The sequence below is a fragment of the Humibacter sp. RRB41 genome (assembly GCF_022761015.1).
Classification (GTDB): domain Bacteria; phylum Actinomycetota; class Actinomycetes; order Actinomycetales; family Microbacteriaceae; genus Humibacter.
In genome coordinates, this window is the sequence record NZ_JAKWJQ010000001.1 from 876,956 (window position 1) to 899,366 (window position 22,411).

The following is a 22,411-nucleotide window of genomic DNA, read 5'->3' on the forward strand; positions in this document are numbered from 1 at the left end:
TTGAATTGAAGTACCGAAGGGTCAAGGTCCGGACGTCGTCAGCATCGCTTGAAGTCGTCGCTGGCCTCGTGGATCGAAGCCGACGATGTGAAGACGATCCGGTCGATGCAGTTGCATCGCATACGCTCCAAAAGCGTTATGCCTTGGCAACGTTGTTTTCGTGGTGGTCGGGAAGATCCTTCACCGACTCGTCAATCGCTTCGTCCCCGATCGAAGGCCGCCACGCCGATGCGCTTGCTCCGTCGTCCTGAGCATCCGCGATTCGGCCAATGACTCGTTGTACAGCTAGTCCGCGTGGAAGAACTCGGCTTCGTCACCGGTTCTGCCGTTGTGCCACCATTCGTAGGATTTGGCGATGTGGCCGAGGTCGAGGGCTTGGTAGCCGGCTCGGTGGAGGTCGTAGGCGAGGACGGTGGCGGTGGGTCCGAGGATGGCGATCATGATGCTGTCTTTTGGTGCTTGCAGTGCTTGGTTGAGGATGTCGTCGTAGTGGTCGAAGGCGTCTTGTTTGGGGGCGAGGATGTGGTGAACGGAGGCCGCGTTGTCGAAGATGTCGTGGGTGAAGCCGTTGAAGATGCCATCACCGTGAATGAGGACCACGTTTGCGCCCTCCCAGATGCGACGGAACCGTCGGAAATAGGCATCGCGGTCGAAGCTCGGGCGAAACATCGTGTGTGCCAATGTCACCTCAGCGGGTGCGTATACCTTGCCTACGCGTAGATACCGGCTCAGGATCGAACGCATCCACGGCGCCTCGCGGGCGTAGAAGTCCTTCTGGGCATCGGTGAAGTCTCCTCGAGAATCGTAAGCGATGAAGGAGACTCCGACGAGCAGCCCGGGTTCGTCGGAGGAGAGCACCTCGCTCAGACGTCGACTCAGTTCCGCGCCCGGCGTCTGGAAGACGTCGAACCTGCCGTCCATCGTCATGAGCTCACCGTCGCCGAAGCGAACGATCGACGCGCCGCCGATCAGCGCATCCATGGCCTCGTCCATGGTCATGAAGGTCGGGTACTCGAACAGGTGCATCTCGTAATAGATCGCGCTCTCCACGGCCGCCAGATTCTCGGCGACTGCCGTGTCGATCATCGCTTGCACGCTGAATCGGGCACGTGCCCAGCCGATGAACCGCTGGCGACGAGCAGCGCCGGGAATCACCCTCGCCAGTATGCGAAAGACGTAGTAGATCACCAGTACCTCACGGAGATGCAGAGCGACTGTCGGGCTGTTGAGGTGCGGGGCGGATGCAGCGGGCCAGCAGAGACGAGCGTTCTTCTCCACATCGTCCGGATCGGCTCGAGACTTCAAAGGCACCGAATGCTGAGCATACGGGGAGGTATGCGTCGTTCGCACCTCGATCGGTGAGGCGACGGCACAAGCGGTCGCTGAACGTGCGCACGAAATGGACGCGTCCGTGCGCTGCGACCGACGCCCGAGCGCTTCAGCTAGTCCGCGTGGAAGAACTCGGCTTCGTCACCGGTTCTGCCGTTGTGCCACCATTCGTAGGATTTGGCGATGTGGCCGAGGTCGAGGGCTTGGTAGCCGGCTCGGTGGAGGTCGTAGGCGAGGACGGTGGCGGTGGGTCCGAGGATGGCGATCATGATGCTGTCTTTTGGTGCTTGCAGTGCTTGGTTGAGGATGTCGTCGTAGTGGTCGAAGGCGTCTTGTTTGGGGGCGAGGATGTGGTGAACGGAGGCCGCGTTGTCGAAGATGTCGTGGGTGAAGCCGTTGAAGATGCCATCACCGTGAATGAGGACCACGTTTGCGCCCTCCCAGATGCGACGGAACCGTCGGAAATAGGCATCGCGGTCGAAGCTCGGGCGATACATGTTATGCGCCTGTGTGACCTCGGACGCACCGTACATCATGCCGGCTCGCTGATATCGGCTCAGGGCGGCCCGTATCCACGGTGCCTCGTCTATGTAGTAGCCCTTCATGGCATTGCTGAGATCCGGGCTCAGATCGTAGGTGAAGAACGGAATGCCGACGAGCAGCCCGGGTTCGTCGGAGGAGAGCACCTCGCTCAGACGTCGACTCAATTCTGGGCCCGGCGTCTGGAAGGCGTCGAACCTGCCGTCCATCGTCATGAGCTCGCCGTCGCCGAAGCGTGCGATTGACTTGCCCTCAATGAGCGCATCGAGCGTCTGGTCGACGGCCATGATGGTGGGGGATTCGCAGAGCTGGGTACGGTAGATCGCCCTCTCTACGGGTGCCAGGCGTTCCGAGAGTGAAGTGTCGATCATCGCTTGCACGCTGAATCGGGAACGTGCCCATCGGATGAACCGCTGACGGCGTGCCTCACCGGGAATCAGCTTCGCCAGCAAACGGAGAATGTAGTAGACCACCAAAGGCTCCTCTCCTTCTCCGGTAGTGTGCCAGCAGAACGTCAGAGTTTTCTTCCCCGGTTGTCGTCCCGGAGGCGAAGTGTCCGCACTGCCAGAACCGCGAATCGCGGCCACTGCTGACGTCAATGAGGATGCCCGCATCGGTGCAGGCACGCTGATCTGGCATCTCGCGCAGATTCGCGAGGATGCGATCGTCGGTGAGGAGTGCGTCATCGGTCGGGGAGCCTACGTCGGCCCAGGTACCAGACTCGGGAACCGGTGCAAGGTGCAGAACTATGCCCTGCTCTACGAGCCTGCCGTGCTCGAAGACGGGGTCTTCGTCGGCCCTGCAGCGGTCTTGACGAACGACTTCTATCCGCGTGCGGTCAATTCGGATGGAACCCTGAAGGATGCCTCTGACTGGCATGCCGTCGGTGTCACGATCCGGAAAGGCGCGTCGCTCGGCGCTCGATCCGTCGTCGTCGCGCCCGTCACGATCGGCCGGTGGGCGCTGATCGCTGCTGGAGCGGTCGTCACGAAGGATGTCCCCGATCACGCTCTCATGGTTGGTGTTCCTGCTCGGCGAATCGGCTGGGTCGGCACCGCGGGTGTCCCCCTTGAACTTGATGGGGAGTGTTGGGTCTGCCCTCGCAATGGCGAGCGTTATCGCGAGTCAGGCGAACGGCTGTATCTGTTGGTTGATTGATGCAGCGGAGAATCGAAGCATCCGTGAGCGCGTGTGGAGGACTCACCTGATGCAGATCCGACTCGGCCTTGGGATTCGAGAGCGGCTGTCGCCGGCGCGCATCCGCGACCGCATTGGAGCTGCACGCCTCCTCGTCGACCGTCACGCGCTGGCGACTGCGGGCAGGGATTCGCCGCGCCAGGGTGGACGAATTCTCTGCTACCACTCGCTCGGCCAGTCCATGTGGGGTGTCAACGACGTCGCTCCGGCACGATTCCGGCGACAGATCGAGTTGGCACTCGAGGCTGGCCACCGATTCGTTCCGGCGTCGGAGATCGCCCGGACAGGTGGGCTGCCTGGAGAGCTCAGCATCTCGTTCGATGACGGCCCGCGCAGTGTGCTCACGGTTGCTGCTCCGATCCTCGCGTCCTACGGCATTCCGTTCTCTTTATTCGTCGTTTCTGGGTGGTCCGAGAGCGGGCTCGGGGGGAACGCACTGAGTTGGGACGAGGTCAGCCGCGTGGCCGACTTGGGCGCCGAGATCGGCAACCACTCGTCCACGCACCCGGACTTCTCTCGCCTCAGCAAGGAGAAAGCATTCGAAGAGATCGGGGGTGCAGGAGAACTCATCGAGAGGCGGACGGGGATCCGCACGTCGGCCTTCGCCATCCCCTGGGGTCAATCAGGCAATTGGCCTCCTCAGGCGGATGAGGCAGCGCGCGAGCTCGGCTACAGCGTTCTCTACGCTCAGGCGGAAGAGACTCGTCCGCCCGGCACCATTGCCAGATCGTTCGTGACCAAGTACGACTCCCCCCGAGTCTTCAAGGCGCTTCTCGATGGCCGGTACGACCGGTGGGAGGAGTGGATCTGGTCGCCTGCAGCGCAATGAGAACCAGCGGCTAGGTCCAGGTACCCCCGACCTGCGGTTCGCGAGCTCGTTCATGTTGTGAAGGCATCAGTTGCATCGCATTCGGGCGCCGATGCCGCCCCGCCACGCACACAAGGTGGTGTCCGCGGTGCGTCCGATGGTGAAGCGACGTCCGGCGTCGGCACGAGCTGTGGTGGCTCTGCGACCTCGACCATCGGCGTCGTCGAGGACCGCCTCGATGGCGTCGGCGAGTGCGTCAGGGCTTCCGGGCTCGACGAGTACGCCGCCCTGAGTTGGCCGCCAGCCGATGATCGGAACGGGGACTCCATCGGGGTCAAGGATCTCGGGTACGCCGCCCGCCGCCGTAGCAATCACGGGAATGCCAGCGGCCATCGCCTCGACGATCACCTGGCCGAAGGGCTCCGGAACGGGTGACGCGTGGACAAGGAGCGTAAGCCCCCGCAGCCGGTCAGGGACGTTCGAGACCCATCCGGTGAACTCGACCCGATCGACGATGTGAAGCCGGTCGGCGAGCTCGCGTAGCTCCGCCTGATAGAGGTCTTCGCCGAAGAGCGCACCTCCGATGACAGCGAATCGCACTTCGGGTCTGCGAAGCGCCACGATGGCGGCTGCTTCGAGGAATTCACGCTGTCCCTTCGTCGGGCTGATGCGACCCACGATTCCAACCACGGAGTGGTCGGGAGACGTCGCCGCCGACACTGCGAACGCTTCGGGTGGAAGACCGGGATACGCGACGATCGCCTTTCGACGGGCTCGTGCAGGGAGCGTCTCGAACGTTGCGCGCGAGTTGGCGACGATAGCCCGCGGCCCGATCAATGCGATTAGCCGCATGGCCATGACGAGCGGCGCCGGTAAGTAGTCAACAGCCAGACGATCGTGCAGATGCCACGCCCAGTGACGTCCTGCTAGCGGCGCGGCTACGAAAGCAAAGGCCGCGGACTTGAGTGAATTGGCGACGACGAGATCGGCCCTTGATCCACGGATGGCGCGGGCCAGCCGGGGCACGAAGCGTGCCGCTGTTACAGTGAACCGCGCTGCACGGGAGACCACTTTATCTCGCGAGATATTCGCGACGGCCTTATCGAGGTGAAGCACGACCGTTGGAATTCCCGCCGAAGAGAGCCGATGTCTCAGCGGGCCGTCTGCGAACAACAAAGCTCGAAGCTGTACGGCACCGCTCTCTTGCAGCACCTCGGCAACGCGCAGCAGAGCCTGCTCGGCGCCACCCTCCTGGGCCGTGTGGTCGAGCAAGAGCACCCGCTCCAGCCGCATGGGTCCCCTTCGCTCGTGACGATTCCACATTAGATGAGTGAATCCGCCTTGCGGACTGGCTCATCTAGCATGTGGAGCATGGATCGCGCGAAGCTGAGGATTGGCGTGAGCGCCCCCTCTCTCGTCGCAGTCATCACGTTCGCAGTCGTCGTCGGAGTCGGCCTCGGTGTGCTCAGCGTGAGCAGCAGCCTCTTGGCGCTCGTGGTCGGAGTCGTGGTGCTGTTGGCGGGAGTCGCCGCGCGCGATTATACGATCATCCCCGTGCTCGCCGTTCCGGCCACCCTCGTTCTCACTCGCGTGGGCGGCGCGTTCAGCGTCTCGGACGTGGTTCTCGCACTGGCCTCAGTGGTGTCGTTGCTGGCGCTCCGTGGTCGCGGCGCATCTATTCTGCGCCCACTGATCTGGGCGGGCGTGTTCTACCTGGCGACGGCGATCCCGACACAGATCCTCAATCCATACTCGGCGAACGGCATCGAATGGATGCACGAGGTCGTCCTCGTCCTCGGGAGCCTCGTCGTCGGCTTCGTGATTGGGCGAGCCGATAGGGCCCGCGTCGCGCTGACCCTCTACGTGCTCGGGTGCATCGGCATCGGCGTCGTGGCAATCTACGTGTCGCTCACGACGTTTCTACACACAAGGGAATTCCAGCCCGTCTATCTGACCGACCTCAACAAGAACACGATCGGCGGGATGCTCGGCGCGGCCGCCGTGATCGCGTTCGCCCGCCCCATTTGGTTGCGCTGGTCGCGTGGCTGGTCCTGGCTGGCCGTCATCGTCTGTTCGCTCGGCGTTGTTGCAGCTCAGTCGCGACAGGGGCTGGTGGGAGAGATCGTCGGCATTCTGATCGTCAGCATTCGTGCCAGGCCGCAAACCGGAAGGCGAGTTCGGATCGTGTGGCTGGCTGCCATTCCTGGCGTCGCTTGGGTGGTCAGCGAGCTCACTGCCCAGTTGGAGTCATCCAACCAGTTCAACTCCGCGCATCAGCGCGTCGACTGGTACTCGCAAGCCTTCCAGATCTGGGAGAAGTCGCCGCTCTTCGGCGTCGGCATGCGCTGGTGGTACACGGATCGCTTCGCCGGACAGTTCCAGTCGTTCCAGCCGCCGAATGCGGAGATGGAGGTGCTGACCACGGTCGGCATTTTCGGGCTGATCGGGTTCCTCACGCTCTTCGCCGTGGCCGGCTGGTACTTGTGGAGGATGGACCCCGTCTACGGAACAGTGGGGTTCGCCGTCGTGGCGATGCGCTTCACACAGGCGCAATTCGATCTGTACTGGGTCGCGGGGCAGGCATCCCTGCTGTGGATCGTGGCGGGCATCTGTTACGGCGTGCAGGCGCTCGACGATGATCGCCGCGCCCGTGGCCTGCCGCTGTCCTGGCAGCAGCCGTTCCGAAATCACGAGCGTCATTCGCTACGCGTCGTGGCGATCCAAAGGACCGCCACTCGGCCGAGAGCGGTCGTGCACCCCGTCCCGTTCGGGGGCTCATCGACGCCACCACCCCGCGGATAAGGTGAAACGAACCGTCTCCCATCCACGAGAGTGAGCCGCGATGCACGTCCTCCGCGTTGCGCATCACGCCGTCGTGTCGGAGTGGCGGCAGCGTGAGCGCGAGCTTCGCGCGCAGGGCGTCGACGTCTCCCTCATCTCTGCGAAGGTCTGGAACGAAGGTGGCAGAGATGTCCATCTCGACACGGAGGACGACGGGTTCGTCGTCGGTGCGCGAACCATTGGAACGCATCCGAGCGTATTCGTCATGGATCCTCGCCCGATCTGGCGGGCCCTCGGCAAGCAGCCCGATCTGATCGATCTGCACGAGGAGCCGAACGCCCTCGTGACCGCCGAGGTTCTGCTGCTGCGTCGGCTGCGGGGCATCCGTGCTCCGTACGTTCTCTACTCGGCGCAGAACATCGAGAAGCGCTATCCGATCCCATTCAGGTGGATCGAGCGGATGTCGTTGCGCTCCGCTGCGGCGGCCTACATCTGCAACGTCGAGGCCGGGCAGATTCTCAACGCGAAGGGTCTCGCGGGTGGCGCGATCGACATCCCGTTGGGAGTGGACGTCGGGATGTTCGCGCCGGCAGATCGGGAAGCCCCCGGTGACGTCAAGGTGATCGGTTACGTCGGGCGCTTCGAGGAGCACAAGGGCATCGACGTGCTGCTCCGCGCGATCGTCGCCCACCCCGAATGGAGACTTCACCTGACGGGGGACGGACCACAACGAGATCATCTGGAGCAACTAGCGCGGAGCCTGGGCATTTCGGACAGGGTCGAATTCCTCGGCTTCGCACGAGGAACCGAGCTCGCAGACCGCTACCGCGAGTTGGACGTGTTGGCCGTCCCCTCGTTGCCCAGATCGAATTGGCTCGAGCAGTTCTGCCGAGTGGCAGTGGAGGCCATGGCATCCGGTGTACCCGTCGTCGCCAGTGCATCGGGTGCGATCCCCGACGTCGTCGGAGATGCAGGCCTGCTGGTACCTCCCGGCGAACCGGGCGAGCTCGAGCACGCGATCGGTGACGCCTTGGAGCTGAACCGTTGGGCTGAACTGCGCACCAGGGGTCTTGAGCGCTCGCAGCGCTTCACCTGGCAGAACGTGGCCGCGCTGCAGCGCTTCATGTACGAGTCGATCCTGGCCGCTCCGAAGCCCGCAGCCGAAGAACCGCACGTGCTGATCGTGGCGTACGGCTCGCCCGACACGCTGGACGGATGCCTCGACGTGCTGGGAGACAGCCTGCCGGTCACGGTCGTCGACAACTCGTCGCTGCCGCAGACCCGTGAGGTTGCAGAGCGTCACCATGCGCGGTACATCGACTCCGGGCGCAACCGCGGCTTCGCCGGCGGCGTGAATCTCGGTCTGGACGACATCGAGCAGACCGGCCACGGGGATCGGGACGTGCTGCTCCTCAACCCCGATGCTCGGCTGAGCACGGCCGACGCCGTGCGCATGCAGCAGGTTCTGCATTCCCAGCGTCGTCTTGCCGCCGTAGGCGCGACCCAGACGGAGCCGGCCAGCGGCGCACCGGTGCGCGTCTGGTGGCCGTTCCCGACGCCGGCCGGAGCCTGGGTCGAGGCCATCGGCCTGGGCGGGTTGCGCCGTCGTCACGACTTCGCGATCGGCTCGGCGCTCCTTCTGCGTCGCGCAGCGCTCGACGACGTCGGCCGGCTCGACAAACGCTTCTTCCTCTACGCAGAGGAGACGGACTGGCAGCGCAGGGCACGCTCCCGTGGCTGGGACATCGCCGTCGCGGAGGTGGAGGCGACCCACGAAGGTGCCGGCACCGGCGGTGACCCTCGCGTACGGGAGCGGCACTTCTACGGCAGCGCCGAGCGCTATCTTCGCAAGCACTACGGCTCGGCCGGATGGCAGATCTACCGTGCAGGAACGTTCCTCGGCGCGGCCGCCCGTGGCGCGGTGCTTCCGGGGGAGCGCGGAGCCGCGGCCAGGCGGCGTGCGGCGATGTTCCGGATCGGGCCCGTCGCCATCGAGACCCGGGCTGTCAGTCCTCGTCACCCTTCAACCCGTCGCACCGGCGATCTGCACGTTGTGCACGTGGTTTGCTCGGATGCCTTCGCCGGCGTCGAGCGGTACGTGCTGCAGTCCGCGCTTGCCCTTCACGATGCGGGGTGCTGCGTCAGCGTCGTGGGAGGCGGCCGAGACACCATGGGCGCCCCGCTTGCGAGCGCAGGCATCGGGTGGCATCCGGGCACCACGGTTCGCGAGGCGTATCGGGCTCTGCGTCGAATCCCGGATGCCGACGTCATCATCACGCACATGACTGCGGCCGATCTCGCCGGTGCCGCGTTCGCGGGAACCAAGCGTGTCCCGATCGTGAGTACGCGTCATTTCGCTGCACCCCGCGGTGGCAATCCGTTCAACCGGGCGCTGGCGGGCGTGGCAGGCAAGCGGATCACGAGTCAGATCGCGATCTCGCAGTTTGTCGCCGACAATATCGAGGGCGAGAGCACCGTGGTTCACACGGGAGTCGCCGACGTCCCTGATATCGATGAAGGCATCCGCGAGCCGTTTGTGCTCGTTCTGCAGCGGCTGGAATCCGAGAAGCGCACCGACATCGCGATCCACGCCTGGGCATCGACGACCCACCCCAGCGGATGGCGCATGGTCGTCGCGGGAGACGGCGCCGAGAAGGCGGCGCTGGTGCGCCTCGCTGAGGAGCTCGGCGTAAGCGATTCGATCGACTTCGTCGGCTTCCAGAGCGACGTCGGCGACTGGCTGCGGCGGGCATCCGTGTTGATAGCGCCGACCGACAGGGAAGGCCTTGGACTGGCCGTGCTCGAGGCGATGTCCTACGGCTTGCCCGTCGTCGCCGCTGCGGGAGGTGGGCACCTGGAGACCGTGGGATCGGTCGAGGGCGCCGAGCTCTTCCCGGTGGGTGACTCGCAGAAGGCGGGCGACCTGTTGTCCGCTCTGATGTCAGATCCGATACGTCGACACGAATACGGCAAGGCTTTGCGTGGGACGCAGCGCGAGGCGTTCGGAGTCACCCAACAGACCGTCGCGACTCGGCTTGCGCTTGCCTCGGTCACAGTCCAGCGTGCATAGCAGCTCACGGTTCGCGCAACTGGCCCCGGGACGGGGACTTTCGCACCATGCGGCCATTAGCAATTCTGGAAGCTAGTGCGCGGCGTCTTACTCGGCCGCTCGAAGACCAACGGAACACGCACGACAAGCGGAGGCGAGATGACGCTCAGACTCGTCGTCGTCTCACTCGAGGCGTGGGACGATATGTGGCGACGCAATCAATACCTCGTCGACGGGCTCCTGAGGTCCGATCCTTCGCTCGAGGTGCTGTTCGTCGAACCGCCCACCGATCCGCTGTACGCCATGCGATCGGGGGAGATCGCCCGCCGCGGCGCCGGCCTGCGCACGGTTGACGACTACGACGGCCGGCTGCGGCTCTACCAGTCGACGAAGGTGTTCCCTCGGCGCGCTGGAACGTGGGTGGATGGCCGCCTTGCCCACGACATCCGTCGCGTCGTGAATCGGCTCGGATGGACGAACGGCGTGCTGTGGGTGAACGACCCCGGCAGCGCCGCCGTGATCGATGCGCTCGGCTGGCCGTGCCTTTACGACATGACGGATGACTGGGTCGCAGCCGACCGCGGAAGCCGCGACCACGACAGGATCGCTGCGGGAGATGCGGAGCTTCTGCGGCGAAGCGACGAGGTCATCGTCTGTTCGACGGGCCTGCAGAACACCAAAGGCTCGGTACGGCCGGTGCGCCTCATCCCTAACGCCGTCGAGGTGCGTCGATATCGCACACCGCAGGATCGGCCGGCGGATCTCCCCGACCGTCCCGTCGCGCTCTACGTGGGAACGCTGCACGAGGATCGTCTCGACGTCGACCTCGTGCTGGCAACTGCGGACCGCGTCGCCGAGGCGGGAGGCGTCGTCGTACTCGTCGGCCCCGACCTGCTCACGGCAGAGAACGACGCCCGCCTGTCGGCCCACGCCGCTGTCGACATTCTCGGCTTGCGCGTGAGGGATGCCGTTCCCGGCTACCTGCAGCACGTTCACGTGCTCATCGTGCCTCACGTCGTGAATGACTTCACCGAAAGTCTCGACCCGATCAAGCTCTACGAGTACCTTGCAGTAGGCAGACCCGTCGTGAGCACGCGCGTCGCGGGGTTCCGCGATGAACCGGTCGTCGTCGCTCCCGATCGCGAGCACTTTCCGGAATCCGTCGCAAACGCACTCGCGGAGTGGGCGCCCACCGTCGACCGCGGCGCGATCGCGGACTGGAGCGAACGGGTAGACGCGTTTCGTACTGTGCTTTCCGAACTTGAGGGTGACGCCTGAGCGCGCTGATCGCGCACGAGTGGCTCGAGATCGATCAGCGCGAAACGGCTCGATCGCGCGATCGGAGGAACGGCCACGCCATCGCAGGCGGGGGTGATGAGATGGCTCTTCCGGTCCGCCGAGCCGGCCCAGCGTCGGCCATCCACAGGGAGATGGGCCTAGCGTGACGCTATCCGGCCGAGACGCGATGAGCCTCGTACTCCGGGTATCAGATGGCCTGCGATGCGGTCGATGTCGTGCGTCAACCCCGCAACCAGTTCCCGCCATGCCTCGGGCGGGTCATTGACGGGGTCGGCGATGTCATCCTCAGGACTGGCTCCGATCATGTCGGAACGGGGTCGTTCCGAGCCTTCCTGCTCGATCCACTCGCGCAACAGCACGTGTCTTCGAGGCGGATGCTCGTCGAGCCACCGCGCGAACTGGGGGAGTGTGAACACTCGGGGCCAGAGCTCGCTGTCCGAGGCGACCAGCTCGCGCACGTGCTTCCTGCTCATGGTGACGATGACATCCCAGTCGCGCAGATTGCGGACGTCTGCACGCCTGCTGACGTGACGGGACATGTCGAAGCCCCACTCCTGCGAGACCAGCACGCCGTTGGGCGGCATCGGTCGGCCGCCCTCGATCAGGCCAGCCGACGCGAACGCGAACGGAAGCCCTGCGAAGCGTCGTCGTGCGATCGCCTCGGCCAGCACGGAGCGGCACATGTTGGCAGTGCAGACGAACAGGATGCTCGTCACGTCGCGTCCGACGCCCGGGCCGCGCACCTCATCGGCGTACGGCGAGCCCCACACGATCAGACCTTCTCATCCTCGGCGGAGTCCTTGCGGTCGGCGCTGTCGTTGTGCGTGCTGTCGTTGTGCGTGCCGTCGTCCTTGGCGGGAGCTTGCACCGGCTCGCGTTCCGACGCGGCCTGCGCACGGTCGTTCCGGGCACTCGTCCCGACATCGCCGAGCTCGTCGCCGGCCTCGATGAAGCCTTCGTCGTAGTCGGGAAGCACTTCGTCTGCCGGCTGCTGCTGTTGTATTTCTGCGTTCGGTGCTCCGCCGGGCCGCCGGCGAACCGAAGAGCCCGAACCGCCGTAGTACGCGGAGTACGACTTCGGGATGCGCCTTCTCGAGCGGTTGGCCACGATGCCGAGCACCGTGATGCCGTTGCTCGCCATGGCGCGCACCGTCTCGACCATGAGCTTGCGCCGCGTACGCCGGACGGAGGCCACCAGCACCGCCCCATCCGCGTGCACCGCGAGCAGGCTGGCGTCGACCAGAGCGAGCGCAGGTGGCGAATCGATGACCACGATGTCGCACATCGAACGGAGCGACTTGACAATATCGCCGAGTCTATCGACGGCGAGGAGGTCGGCGGGGTCCCACGGCTCGGACCCGGCGGGCAGGATGGCAAGCCCACGATACTTCGTCGCGTTGACGTTGGCGGCTACTTCCCTCGTGCTCGGTGCCTTGCCGCGTACGGCAGCTCCCTGCAACAGTTCCGTCAGACCGGGCCCTGTCGCGACGTCGCCGAAGTACTCTTCGAGCGCCGGCCTTCGGAGATCCCCACCGACGAGGATCACGCGCTTGCCGGTGCGCGCCCAGGCCAAAGCGAGGTTCGAGGAAACGAACGTCTTGCCGTCGCCAGGCTCCACGCTCGTCAGCACGACGACGTCGTGACCTTGCGGGAGGAGCACCTGGAGCGTCGTGCGCAGGGCGCGCAGGCCTTCGTTCAACGACGTGCGTTTGCGACTGGCAGCCGGGAGCCAGTCCCCGCGGCGTAGCATCCGTTTGTCGAGCGCGAGCTCACCGAGCGATGGAATACCGGTGAGCGGCTCGAACTCGTCCTCCCCCCGCAGTCGGTCGTCAAACACGTCCCAGATGAGGGCGATGCCTATGCCGGCGACGAGACCGGCCGCTAGGGCGACCGCGAGGGCAATGAGAGGAGTCGTGCCCTGGAACTCACCGGGAGTGGCGATCTGTGTGACTGTCAGCGGGGGCCCGGCGTTGTTGATCGTGTCGATAGTGGTGTTCGCGTTTGCCAGTGAGCTGATCGCGCTCGCCAGGTTTGACTGTGCAATCGAATTTGCTGGGTCGGCGTTGACCTGCTTCTGGAAGGCTACGGCCGATGCGTTCCACTTCGCGGCCTGGGCCCCAGCCACGGTCTTCGCCTTCGCCGTCTGGCCCGTGAGGTACGTGTTGTAGGACTTCGCGACCGCCGCCGCGTGCTCCTGTGCTTGAGTTGAGCTGCTCCCGTTCGCGGTGACGGTGATCACGATCGGAGCGTTCTGCGACGATGAGTCTGCTACCGAGTACGAGACATCCCATGACCCGATGTCGGCCGACGATTCTCCGACCTTCTTGGCTGCAGGGTCGAGAACCGAGGGAGACGTGATACTCCCCGGATCGAAGTCAACGGATGCCGTTCCGATCTGCCCGCTCGATGACGCACTGGTGGCCAATGGGCTCATCCGCACAGTCGTCGTCGACGTATAGACCGGCGTCTGGCGCACGAGAAAGATCGCCGCGACAGCCATCGCAAGCACGACCACGGCGATGATCACCAGACGTCGCTGCCAGATGGCGCTCAAAGCTTGGCGAAATGTCACTCTGTCTCCCGCTGGCGTCTCGACCGCCCCACCAGAATACCGGGCGACGATATAGACATTCTGGATGAGGCATGGATTCCCTGAGCGCGAATGCCGCTGCACACTCAGACTGCGCTCGAACCGAACGGCGGAATCCCCTCGATTCGCACCAGGACGAAAGCCCTCCCTGCCGCTGTAGCGTAATCGATCACAGGCCGCCGCCGCGCGCTTGGAGGGCCCCCGTCCGAGTGCTCCGTCCGGCGGACCGGGAGTGCGACACGCCCGAGTTGCAGAACCCCCGTATTTCCGGCATACTTTTCTGGTTCAACATTTCGGTGCCGCGCGCCCTGCGCGCCGTGCTCCGAATCACTGCCAGGCAGTGCATAACCGCTTTTGACGGGCCGATCAAGTCGGCTTCTGAGTGCAGGTTAGGCCGCGGGTAGAAGGACAAAGCTTAATCGACTCCCGGAAGCCCATGGGTTATCCATGTGCCCACGACGGCGACACGCCCGAGTGCGGGGGCCGGTTGAAGAGCGAAGGATGTTTCGGCGCGAGCCACGGCATCCGTCGCTTTGACAGAAGAACAGCGGTGCGACACACGTGGTGCCGGCAAGCGTGAGAACGCGACTGCGTCCAATGCGGCTCTGACTGCCGTATGACGCCTGAACAGTAGAGAGAGAGTCAGATATGGCGGGACAGAAGATCCGCATTCGGCTTAAGTCGTATGACCACGAGGTCATCGACACCTCGGCGCGCAAGATCGTCGACACGGTGACCCGTGCCGGCGCGACCGTCGTCGGGCCGGTGCCGCTCCCCACCGAGAAGAACGTGGTGTGCGTCATCCGTTCGCCCCACAAGTACAAGGACAGCCGCGAGCACTTCGAGATGCGCACGCACAAGCGGCTGATCGACATCATCGACCCGACGCCGAAGGCCGTGGACTCGCTCATGCGACTCGACCTGCCGGCCGACGTCAACATCGAGATCAAGCTGTAGGGGTTACATCCATGTCTACTACTGAGACCAAGACCGTCAAGGGTCTGCTCGGCAAGAAGCTCGGCATGACCCAGGTGTGGGACGAGAACAACAAGCTCATCCCGGTGACCGTCGTCGAGATCACGCCGAACGTCGTGACCCAGGTGCGTACGCCCGAGGTCGACGGATACAACGCCGTGCAGATCGCGTACGGCTCGATCGACCCGCGCAAGGTGAACAAGCCGGCTTCCGGCCACTTCGAGAAGGCGGGCGTCACGCCGCGCCGTCACATCGCCGAGGTTCGCACCGCCGACGCTTCCGAGTACACGGCCGGCCAGGAGCTGACCGTCGAGGCGACGTTCGAGGCCGGCCAGAAGGTCGACGTCGTCGGAACCTCGAAGGGCAAGGGCACCGCCGGTGTCATGAAGCGCCACAACTTCAAGGGCGTTTCCGCTTCGCACGGTTCGCACCGCAACCACCGCAAGCCCGGTTCGATCGGTGCGTCCTCGACGCCGAGCCGTGTCTTCAAGGGCATGCGCATGGCAGGCCGTATGGGCGCCGAGCGCGTGACCGTGTTGAACCTCACGGTGCACTCGGTCGACGCCGGCAAGGGCCTGCTGCTCGTCAAGGGCGCGGTTCCCGGTGCTCGTGGTCGCATCGTCTTCGTCCGTAACGCAGTGAAGGGAGCGTAGTCAGATGGCTACCTCGATCGACGTTTTCGACGCCGCCGGTAAGAAGACCGGCTCTGTCGACCTTCCGGCGGAGATCTTCGACGTTCAGGTCAATGTCCCGCTGATCCACCAGGTCGTCGTGGCGCAGCTCGCTGCCGCCCGTCAGGGAACCCACAAGACCAAGAACCGCGGTGAGGTCTCCGGAGCCGGCCGCAAGCCGTTCAAGCAGAAGGGAACCGGCCGTGCCCGTCAGGGTTCGATCCGCGCCCCTCAGATGACCGGCGGTGGAATCGTTCACGGCCCGACGCCGCGCAGCTACGCGCAGCGCACCCCCAAGAAGATGATCGCCGCCGCGCTGCTGAGCTCGCTCAGCGACCGCGCTCGCGGTGAGCGCATCCACGTCGTGGAGTCCGTCACAACCGGCGAGACCCCGTCGACGAAGGCCGCCGTCTCACTGCTCGAGGGCGTTGCAACGTCGAAGCACGTGCTGGTCGTCATCGAGCGCGGCGACGCGGTCACGGTGAAGAGCCTGCGCAACATCCCGACGGTGCACACGCTGGTCTTCGACCAGCTGAACGCCTACGACGTGCTCGTCTCCGACGACATCGTCTTCACCAAGGCTGCATTCGACTCGTTCGTCGCATCCAAGACGAAGAAGGAAGAGGTGAACGCGTAATGGCCGCCATCAACAAGGACCCGCGCGACGTCATCATCGCTCCGGTCGTGTCCGAGAAGAGCTACTCGCTCATTGACGAGGGCAAGTACACGTTCGTCGTCGACCCCCGCTCGAACAAGACCGAGATCAAGCTCGCGATCGAGAAGATCTTCAAGGTCGAGGTCGCATCCGTCAACACTCTGAACCGCCAGGGCAAGACGCGCCGCACCAAGTTCGGCACCGGCAAGCGCAAGGACACCAAGCGCGCCATCGTCACCCTCAAGTCCGGTTCCATCGACATCTTCACGGCTGTCGGCTAGGGAGCAAGGGAACAACTATGGCTATTCGCAAGTACAAGCCGACGACCCCGGGTCGCCGTGGCTCCTCCGTGGCCGATTTCGCCGAGATCACTCGGTCGACGCCGGAGAAGTCGCTGCTGCGCCCGCTGTCGAAGACCGGTGGCCGCAACAACCAGGGCCGCATCACCACCCGCCACATCGGCGGTGGCCACAAGCGCCAGTACCGCGTCATCGACTTCCGTCGCAATGACAAAGACGGCGTGAACGCCAAGGTCGCGCACATCGAGTACGACCCGAACCGCACGGCGCGCATCGCGCTGCTGCACTTCGTGGACGGCACCAAGCGCTACATCATCGCTCCCGACAAGCTCAAGCAGGGCGACATCGTGGAGTCGGGCGCCGGCGCCGACATCAAGCCGGGTAACAACCTGCCGCTGCGCAACATCCCGACAGGTACGGTCATCCACGCGATCGAGCTCAAGCCGGGTGGAGGCGCGAAGATCGCGCGCTCGGCCGGTGCATCGGTTCGCCTCGTTGCGAAGGACGGCCCCTACGCCCAGCTGCGTATGCCGTCCGGCGAGATCCGCAACGTGGATGTCCGCTGCCGCGCCACGATCGGCGAGGTCGGCAACGCCGAGCAGTCGAACATCAACTGGGGCAAGGCGGGCCGCCTGCGCTGGAAGGGCGTCCGCCCGACCGTGCGTGGTGTCGCGATGAACCCGGTCGACCACCCGCACGGTGGTGGTGAGGGCAAGACCTCCGGTGGTCGCCACCCGGTCAGCCCGTGGGGCCAGAAGGAAGGCCGCACGCGCCATCCCAACAAGGAAAGCGACAAGCTGATCGTCCGCCGCCGTAACGCCGGCAAGAAGCGCAAGTAGGAGTAAGTAGAAGATGCCTCGCAGTCTCAAGAAGGGCCCCTTCGTCGACGAGCACCTGCTTACCAAGGTGGTTCGGGCGAACGAGTCCAACAGCAAGAACGTCATCAAGACGTGGTCCCGTCGCTCCATGATCGTGCCGGCCATGCTCGGCCACACGATCGCGGTGCACGACGGCCGCAAGCACATCCCGGTCTTCGTCACTGAGACGATGGTCGGCCACAAGCTCGGGGAGTTCGCCCCGACCCGCACCTTCAGGGGACACGTGAAGGACGACAAGAAGGGTCGTCGCCGCTAGTCGGTGACAAGAGGAGGAGAGAGAAATGGTGGAGTCGATCGCCCGAGTGCGACACATCCGCGTTACGCCTCAGAAGGCTCGTCGTGTCGTCGATCTGATCCGCGGCAAGCAGGCTGAGGAGGCCTTGGCCATCCTGAAGTTCGCGCCCCAGGGCGCGAGCGAGCCGGTCTACAAGCTCGTGGCATCCGCAATGGCGAATGCCCGTGTGAAGGCCGACGCGTCGAACCAGTACCTGGACGAGCGTGACCTCTACGTGAGCCGCGCCTTCGTCGACGAGGGTACGACGCTCAAGCGTTTCCAGCCCCGTGCACAGGGACGCGCGTTCCGTATCAACAAGCGCACCAGCCACATCACTGTTGTGCTGGCCACACCTGACGAGGGGACGAAGTAATGGGTCAGAAAGTCAACCCCTACGGCTTCCGTCTGGGAATCACTACGGACCACGTGTCGCGCTGGTTCTCGGACTCGACGAAGCCCGGACAGCGTTACTCCGACTATGTCGCCGAGGACGTCAAGATCCGTCGCCTGCTGGCGACGCAGCTCGACCGTGCCGGCGTTTCGCGCATCGAGATCGAGCGCACCCGTGACCGCGTGCGTGTGGACATCCACACCGCGCGCCCCGGCATCGTCATCGGTCGCCGAGGCGCAGAGGCCGAGCGCATCCGCTCCGACCTCGAGAAGCTCACCGGCAAGCAGATTCAGCTGAACATCCTCGAGGTGAAGAACCCCGAAGCGGATGCCCAGCTCGTCGCCCAGGGCATCGCCGAGCAGCTCTCCGCCCGCGTGGCATTCCGCCGCGCGATGCGCAAGGGTCTGCAGGGCGCACAGCGTGCAGGCGCCAAGGGTGTTCGCATCCAGGTGTCCGGCCGCCTCGGTGGCGCTGAGATGAGCCGTTCGGAGTTCTACCGCGAGGGTCGTGTGCCGCTGCACACGCTTCGCGCGAACATCGACTACGGCTTCTACGAGGCCAAGACCACCTTCGGTCGCATCGGTGTGAAGGTCTGGATCTACAAGGGCGACATCACCAACAAGGAACTCGCACGCGAGCAGGCTGCCGCCAAGTCCGGCCGCCCTGAGCGCAGCGACCGCCCGCGCCGTGCGCCCCGCGCCCAGGCCGAGGCCGCGCAAGAAGGAGCCAGTGCATAACCATGTTGATTCCACGCAGAGTCAAGCACCGCAAGCAGCACCACCCCGGCCGTACCGGCCAGGCGACCGGTGGCACGACGGTGACTTTCGGTGAGTACGGCATCCAGGCCCTGACGCCCGCATACGTGACCAACAGGCAGATCGAGTCCGCTCGTATCGCCATGACCCGTCACATCAAGCGTGGTGGAAAGGTGTGGATCAACATCTACCCCGACCGTCCGCTCACGAAGAAGCCGGCCGAAACCCGCATGGGTTCCGGTAAGGGTTCCCCCGAGTGGTGGGTCGCGAACGTCAAGCCGGGCCGAGTGCTCTTCGAGGTCGCCGGCGTCGATGAGACGCTGGCCCGCGAGGCACTCACCCGTGCCATTCACAAGCTGCCCCTCAAGGCACGCATCATCAAGCGCGAGGAGGGTGACGCGTAATGGCGATCGGATCCAAGGAGCTTGTCTCCTCAGAGCTCGACACCTTCGACGACGAGAAGCTCGTCGATGAATTGAAGAAGTCCAAGGAAGAGCTGTTCAACCTGCGCTTCCAGTCGGCGACCGGCCAGCTCGAGAGCCACGGCCGTCTGCGCGCTGTCAAGCGCGACATCGCCCGCATCTACACGGTGATTCGCGAGCGCGAGCTCGGCATCCGTGCGACGCCGGCACCGGTCGAGGTTCCCGCCAAGGCCGAGAAGAAGAAGTCCACCAAGAAGGCGGATGCCGCAGCTGATGCTGCTCAGGCTCCGGCCGAGACGAAAGAGGAGGCGGAGTAATGGCTGCCACCAAGGCCAAGACCGCCGAAGCTCAGTCCGACAAGGCCCAGGCCTCGAAGACCGAGACCGCTGCCGCCGGTCACGAGCACGCGGCGCACGACATCAAGGATGCAAACGCTCGCGGTTACCGCAAGACGCGCCGTGGTTACGTCGTCAGCGACAAGATGGACAAGACCATCGTCGTCGAGGTCGAGGACCGCGTTAAGCACCCGCTGTACGGCAAGGTCATCCGTCGCACCACCAAGGTGAAGGCGCACGACGACCTGAACACGGCGGGCGTGGGCGACCTCGTCGTCATCAACGAGACCCGTCCGACCAGCGCCACCAAGCGCTGGCGCCTGGTCGAGATCCTCGAGAAGGCCAAGTAGGCCTCCTGGCTTACTTGTGACAAGGAGTTAGAGAAGTGCTTCAGCAGGAATCACGCGTTAAGGTCGCCGACAACACCGGCGCCAAGGAGCTGCTCACAATCCGCGTTCTCGGTGGCTCGAAGCGTCGTTACGCCGGCCTCGGCGACACGATCGTCGCGACGGTGAAGGATGCCATCCCCGGCGGAAACGTGAAGAAGGGCGATGTGGTCAAGGCCGTCATCGTCCGCACCAAGAAGAACACCCGTCGTTCAGACGGGTCGTACATCAAGTTCGACGAGAACGCCGCAGTGATCTTGAACCCGAACGGCGAGCCCCGCGGAACCCGAATCTTCGGACCGGTCGGCCGCGAGCTGCGCGACAAGAGGTTCATGAAGATCATCTCGCTGGCACCGGAGGTCATCTAGTCATGGCGAACATCAAGAAGGGTGACCTGGTTCAGGTCATCACCGGCGCGAGCCAGGCACGCGGCGGGGACCGCGGCAAGCAGGGACGGGTCATCGAGGTGCTCGTCGAGCAGAATCGCGTCGTCGTCGAGGGCGTGAACTACGTCACGAAGCACGTCAAGGTCGGTCAGACCCAGCGCGGCTCGAAGACCGGTGGCATCGAGACGCACGAGGCACCGATCCACGTGTCGAACGTCGCGATCGTCGATCCCGAGACGAAGACACCGACCCGCGTGGGTTTCCGCGAGGAGAAGGTGACGAAGGACGGCGTGACCAAGACCGTACGCGTCCGTTACGCCAAGAAGTCAGGTAAGGACCTGTAATGAGCGACACTGCAACTGCCGCGCCGGCTGGCAAGATCCAGCCGCGCCTCAAGCAGAAGTACAAGAACGAGATCGCAGCCCAGCTCACCGAGCAGTTCGGCTACGCCAACGTCAACCAGGTTCCCGGTCTCGTGAAGATCGTCGTGAACTCTGGCGTCGGCGAGGCGGCCCGCGACGGCAAGATCATCGACGGTGCGGTCGCAGACCTCACCAAGATCACCGGTCAGAAGCCGCAGGTCACGAAGGCCCGTCAGTCCATCGCGCAGTTCAAGCTGCGCGAGGGTCAGCCGATCGGCGCGCACGTCACGCTGCGCGGCGACCGGGCGTGGGAGTTCCTCGACCGTCTGCTGTCGCTCGCGCTTCCGCGCATCCGCGACTTCCGCGGTCTTTCGGATCGCCAGTTCGACGGCCACGGCAACTACACGTTCGGTGTTCAGGAGCAGTCGATCTTCCACGAGATCGATCAGGACAAGATCGACCGCGTTCGCGGTTTCGACATCACAGTCGTCACCACTGCGAAGACGGATGACGAGGGTCGCGCGCTGCTGAAGGCGCTCGGTTTCCCGTTCAAGTCGAACGACTAGGTCTCGATATGCGTGCCCGTTTCGCGAGCGCGCTACCCGACCACCGGGAGCCGACAGCCGTCGGCTCCCACCACCGCAGGTCGGTTCCCTTGTAAAGGGCCCCGAAACCTGGTGAACAAAGGAAAAACCCCATGACCATGACAGATCCGGTCGCAGACATGCTGACCAGACTGCGCAACGCCAATTCGGCGTTCCACGACACCGTGTCGATGCCCAACTCGAAGCTGAAGTCTCATATTGCCGAGATCCTCAAGCACGAGGGCTACATCTCCGAGTGGGCCATCAGCGACGCTCGAGTCGGCCAAACCCTCACGCTGAACCTCAAGTTCGGACCGAACCGCGAGCGTTCCATCGCGGGCATCAAGCGCGTCTCCAAGCCGGGACTGCGCGTCTACGCGAAGTCGACCGAGTTGCCTCGTGTGCTCGGCGGCCTCGGCGTCGCCATCCTGTCCACCTCCTCGGGTCTGCTCACGGACCGCGAGGCCGAGAAGAAGGGCGTAGGCGGGGAAGTCCTCGCTTACGTGTGGTAGCACGATGTCCCGAATCGGAAGACTCCCCATCGACATTCCTGCCGGCGTCGACGTCAAGGTCGAAGGCCAGGATGTGACCGTCAAGGGCCCGAAGGGCGAGCTGTCGCTCACTGTGGCCCAGCCCATCCAGGTGCGGCTCGAGGAGAAGCAGGTTCTCGTCACCCGCCCGGATGACGAGCGCACGTCGCGTTCACTCCACGGCCTCACCCGCACGCTGATCAACAACCAGATCATCGGCGTCACGCAGGGTTACACCAAGGCTCTCGAGATCGTCGGCACGGGTTACCGCGTCGCGCAGAAGGGCTCGTCCATCGAGTTCGCCCTCGGGTTCTCGCACCCCGTCACCGTCGAGCCGCCTTCGGGCATCAGCCTCACGGTCGAGGGCAACAACAAGGTCACGGTCACCGGCATCGACAAGCAAGCAGTCGGCGAGGCCGCCGCGAACATCCGCAAGATCAAGAAGCCGGAACCGTACAAGGGCAAGGGCATTCGCTACGCAGGCGAGGTCGTCCGTCGTAAGGCCGGAAAGGCTGGTAAGTAAGCATGAGCGTCAAGAGCAAGTCAGCGGCACGCGACCGCCGGCACGCGCGCCTTCGCAAGAAGGTCGTGGGCACGGCTGGTCGGCCGCGTCTGGTCGTCACGCGCTCCGCGCGTCACGTGTTCGTGCAGGTCGTCGACGACGCCAAGGGCCACACGCTGGCCTCCGCGTCGACCCTCGAAGCAGACCTGAGGGCCTTCGACGGTGACAAGACCGCCAAGGCCCGTAAGGTCGGCGAGCTCGTCGCCGAGCGCGCCAAGAAGGCCGGCGTCGACGAGGTCGTCTTCGACCGAGGCGGCAACAAGTACGCAGGTCGGGTCGCGGCGATCGCCGACGGTGCCCGGGAAGGTGGGCTGAACCTGTGAGTGACGTTCAGAACGAGAACAAGACCGACA

Annotated in this window: 27 protein-coding genes; 22 read left to right on the forward strand and 5 right to left on the reverse strand. The window is 64.6% G+C overall.

The window, feature by feature from the left end; translation table 11 throughout:
* Positions 1-285: 285 nt before the first annotated feature.
* Together MJ603_RS04200 and MJ603_RS04205 are read right to left on the reverse strand one after the other, a co-directional pair.
* A complete protein-coding gene (locus MJ603_RS04200) occupies positions 286-1,311 on the reverse strand; it encodes a GT-D fold domain-containing glycosyltransferase (RefSeq protein WP_243062397.1) in 1,026 nt (341 codons plus the stop codon).
* Positions 1,312-1,442: 131 nt separating this feature from the next.
* A complete protein-coding gene (locus MJ603_RS04205) occupies positions 1,443-2,240 on the reverse strand; it encodes a GT-D fold domain-containing glycosyltransferase (protein ID WP_243062726.1) in 798 nt (265 codons plus the stop codon).
* A gap of 181 nt (positions 2,241-2,421) precedes the next feature.
* Here MJ603_RS04205 and MJ603_RS04210 point away from each other — a divergent pair, with 181 nt between their 5' ends.
* Entirely contained in the window at positions 2,422-3,027 is a 606-nt protein-coding gene (locus MJ603_RS04210) for an N-acetyltransferase (protein WP_243062398.1), read from the forward strand.
* Between the two features lie 49 nt (positions 3,028-3,076).
* The gene (locus tag MJ603_RS04215; RefSeq protein WP_243062399.1) at positions 3,077-3,895 is read left to right on the forward strand and encodes a polysaccharide deacetylase family protein; all 819 of its coding nucleotides are present in this window, start codon (positions 3,077-3,079) and stop codon (positions 3,893-3,895) included.
* Positions 3,896-3,961: 66 nt separating this feature from the next.
* Here MJ603_RS04215 and MJ603_RS04220 read toward each other — a convergent pair whose 3' ends face one another.
* Positions 3,962-5,167 carry a glycosyltransferase gene (locus MJ603_RS04220; RefSeq protein ID WP_243062400.1) on the reverse strand — a complete coding sequence of 402 codons (1,206 nt, stop codon included), beginning with the start codon at positions 5,165-5,167 and terminating at the stop codon, positions 3,962-3,964.
* A gap of 105 nt (positions 5,168-5,272) precedes the next feature.
* On the opposite strand from MJ603_RS04220, the gene MJ603_RS18720 reads away from it, so the two are divergent.
* The 3 genes from MJ603_RS18720 to MJ603_RS04235 all read left to right on the forward strand — a co-directional run bounded on the left by MJ603_RS18720 (position 5,273) and on the right by MJ603_RS04235 (position 10,982).
* Positions 5,273-6,676 (forward strand): O-antigen ligase, encoded by a 1,404-nt coding sequence (locus MJ603_RS18720; protein WP_243062401.1) that lies wholly within the window; start codon positions 5,273-5,275, stop codon positions 6,674-6,676.
* A 40-nt stretch (positions 6,677-6,716) separates the two neighbouring features.
* A complete protein-coding gene (locus tag MJ603_RS04230) occupies positions 6,717-9,725 on the forward strand; it encodes a glycosyltransferase (protein WP_243062402.1) in 3,009 nt (1,002 codons plus the stop codon).
* Positions 9,726-9,863: 138 nt separating this feature from the next.
* Positions 9,864-10,982, forward strand: coding sequence for a glycosyltransferase (locus MJ603_RS04235; protein WP_243062403.1), 1,119 nt, complete (start codon positions 9,864-9,866; stop codon positions 10,980-10,982).
* Positions 10,983-11,140: 158 nt separating this feature from the next.
* On the opposite strand, the gene MJ603_RS04240 is transcribed toward MJ603_RS04235, so the two are convergent.
* Together MJ603_RS04240 and MJ603_RS04245 are read right to left on the reverse strand one after the other, a co-directional pair.
* The gene (locus MJ603_RS04240; protein WP_243062404.1) at positions 11,141-11,773 is read right to left on the reverse strand and encodes a hypothetical protein; all 633 of its coding nucleotides are present in this window, start codon (positions 11,771-11,773) and stop codon (positions 11,141-11,143) included.
* A 2-nt stretch (positions 11,774-11,775) separates the two neighbouring features.
* Entirely contained in the window at positions 11,776-13,575 is a 1,800-nt protein-coding gene (locus MJ603_RS04245) for a CpsD/CapB family tyrosine-protein kinase (RefSeq protein WP_243062405.1), read from the reverse strand.
* A 666-nt stretch (positions 13,576-14,241) separates the two neighbouring features.
* Between MJ603_RS04245 and rpsJ the strand changes: the two genes are divergently transcribed.
* The 17 genes from rpsJ to rplR all read left to right on the forward strand — a co-directional run bounded on the left by rpsJ (position 14,242) and on the right by rplR (position 22,381).
* Positions 14,242-14,550, forward strand: coding sequence for a 30S ribosomal protein S10 (gene rpsJ / locus MJ603_RS04250; RefSeq protein WP_005050520.1), 309 nt, complete (start codon positions 14,242-14,244; stop codon positions 14,548-14,550).
* Positions 14,551-14,561: 11 nt separating this feature from the next.
* The gene (gene rplC, locus MJ603_RS04255; RefSeq protein ID WP_243062406.1) at positions 14,562-15,221 is read left to right on the forward strand and encodes a 50S ribosomal protein L3; all 660 of its coding nucleotides are present in this window, start codon (positions 14,562-14,564) and stop codon (positions 15,219-15,221) included.
* A gap of 4 nt (positions 15,222-15,225) precedes the next feature.
* Positions 15,226-15,876: a 50S ribosomal protein L4 gene (gene rplD / locus MJ603_RS04260; protein WP_243062407.1), complete on the forward strand. Its 651-nt coding sequence runs from the start codon at positions 15,226-15,228 to the stop codon at positions 15,874-15,876.
* Positions 15,876-16,175: a 50S ribosomal protein L23 gene (rplW, locus tag MJ603_RS04265; protein ID WP_243062408.1), complete on the forward strand. Its 300-nt coding sequence runs from the start codon at positions 15,876-15,878 to the stop codon at positions 16,173-16,175. The genes rplD and rplW overlap by 1 nt, the downstream gene beginning before the upstream one ends.
* A gap of 17 nt (positions 16,176-16,192) precedes the next feature.
* Positions 16,193-17,032 carry a 50S ribosomal protein L2 gene (gene rplB, locus MJ603_RS04270; RefSeq protein ID WP_243062409.1) on the forward strand — a complete coding sequence of 280 codons (840 nt, stop codon included), beginning with the start codon at positions 16,193-16,195 and terminating at the stop codon, positions 17,030-17,032.
* A 13-nt stretch (positions 17,033-17,045) separates the two neighbouring features.
* The gene (gene rpsS, locus MJ603_RS04275; protein WP_243062410.1) at positions 17,046-17,327 is read left to right on the forward strand and encodes a 30S ribosomal protein S19; all 282 of its coding nucleotides are present in this window, start codon (positions 17,046-17,048) and stop codon (positions 17,325-17,327) included.
* A gap of 25 nt (positions 17,328-17,352) precedes the next feature.
* Positions 17,353-17,718 carry a 50S ribosomal protein L22 gene (rplV, locus tag MJ603_RS04280; protein ID WP_243062411.1) on the forward strand — a complete coding sequence of 122 codons (366 nt, stop codon included), beginning with the start codon at positions 17,353-17,355 and terminating at the stop codon, positions 17,716-17,718.
* Entirely contained in the window at positions 17,718-18,473 is a 756-nt protein-coding gene (gene rpsC / locus MJ603_RS04285) for a 30S ribosomal protein S3 (RefSeq protein ID WP_243062412.1), read from the forward strand. The genes rplV and rpsC overlap by 1 nt, the downstream gene beginning before the upstream one ends.
* Before the next feature lie 2 nt (positions 18,474-18,475).
* Positions 18,476-18,895, forward strand: a complete 420-nt coding sequence (gene rplP / locus MJ603_RS04290) for a 50S ribosomal protein L16 (RefSeq protein ID WP_243062413.1) — start codon at positions 18,476-18,478, stop codon at positions 18,893-18,895.
* A complete protein-coding gene (rpmC, locus tag MJ603_RS04295) occupies positions 18,895-19,230 on the forward strand; it encodes a 50S ribosomal protein L29 (RefSeq protein WP_243062414.1) in 336 nt (111 codons plus the stop codon). The genes rplP and rpmC overlap by 1 nt, the downstream gene beginning before the upstream one ends.
* Positions 19,230-19,598 (forward strand): 30S ribosomal protein S17, encoded by a 369-nt coding sequence (rpsQ, locus tag MJ603_RS04300; protein WP_243062415.1) that lies wholly within the window; start codon positions 19,230-19,232, stop codon positions 19,596-19,598. Before rpmC ends, rpsQ begins: the two co-directional genes overlap by 1 nt.
* A 35-nt stretch (positions 19,599-19,633) precedes the next feature.
* A complete protein-coding gene (gene rplN, locus MJ603_RS04305) occupies positions 19,634-20,002 on the forward strand; it encodes a 50S ribosomal protein L14 (RefSeq protein WP_243062416.1) in 369 nt (122 codons plus the stop codon).
* A gap of 2 nt (positions 20,003-20,004) precedes the next feature.
* Positions 20,005-20,364 (forward strand): 50S ribosomal protein L24, encoded by a 360-nt coding sequence (gene rplX, locus MJ603_RS04310; protein ID WP_243062417.1) that lies wholly within the window; start codon positions 20,005-20,007, stop codon positions 20,362-20,364.
* Positions 20,364-20,948: a 50S ribosomal protein L5 gene (rplE, locus tag MJ603_RS04315; protein WP_243062418.1), complete on the forward strand. Its 585-nt coding sequence runs from the start codon at positions 20,364-20,366 to the stop codon at positions 20,946-20,948. The genes rplX and rplE overlap by 1 nt, the downstream gene beginning before the upstream one ends.
* Positions 20,949-21,079: 131 nt before the next feature.
* A complete protein-coding gene (rpsH, locus tag MJ603_RS04320; protein WP_243062419.1) occupies positions 21,080-21,478 on the forward strand; it encodes a 30S ribosomal protein S8 in 399 nt (132 codons plus the stop codon).
* 4 nt (positions 21,479-21,482) lie between these two features.
* Entirely contained in the window at positions 21,483-22,019 is a 537-nt protein-coding gene (rplF, locus tag MJ603_RS04325) for a 50S ribosomal protein L6 (protein WP_243062420.1), read from the forward strand.
* Positions 22,020-22,021: 2 nt separating this feature from the next.
* Positions 22,022-22,381, forward strand: a complete 360-nt coding sequence (gene rplR / locus MJ603_RS04330; RefSeq protein ID WP_243062421.1) for a 50S ribosomal protein L18 — start codon at positions 22,022-22,024, stop codon at positions 22,379-22,381.
* Positions 22,382-22,411 lie beyond the last annotated feature (30 nt).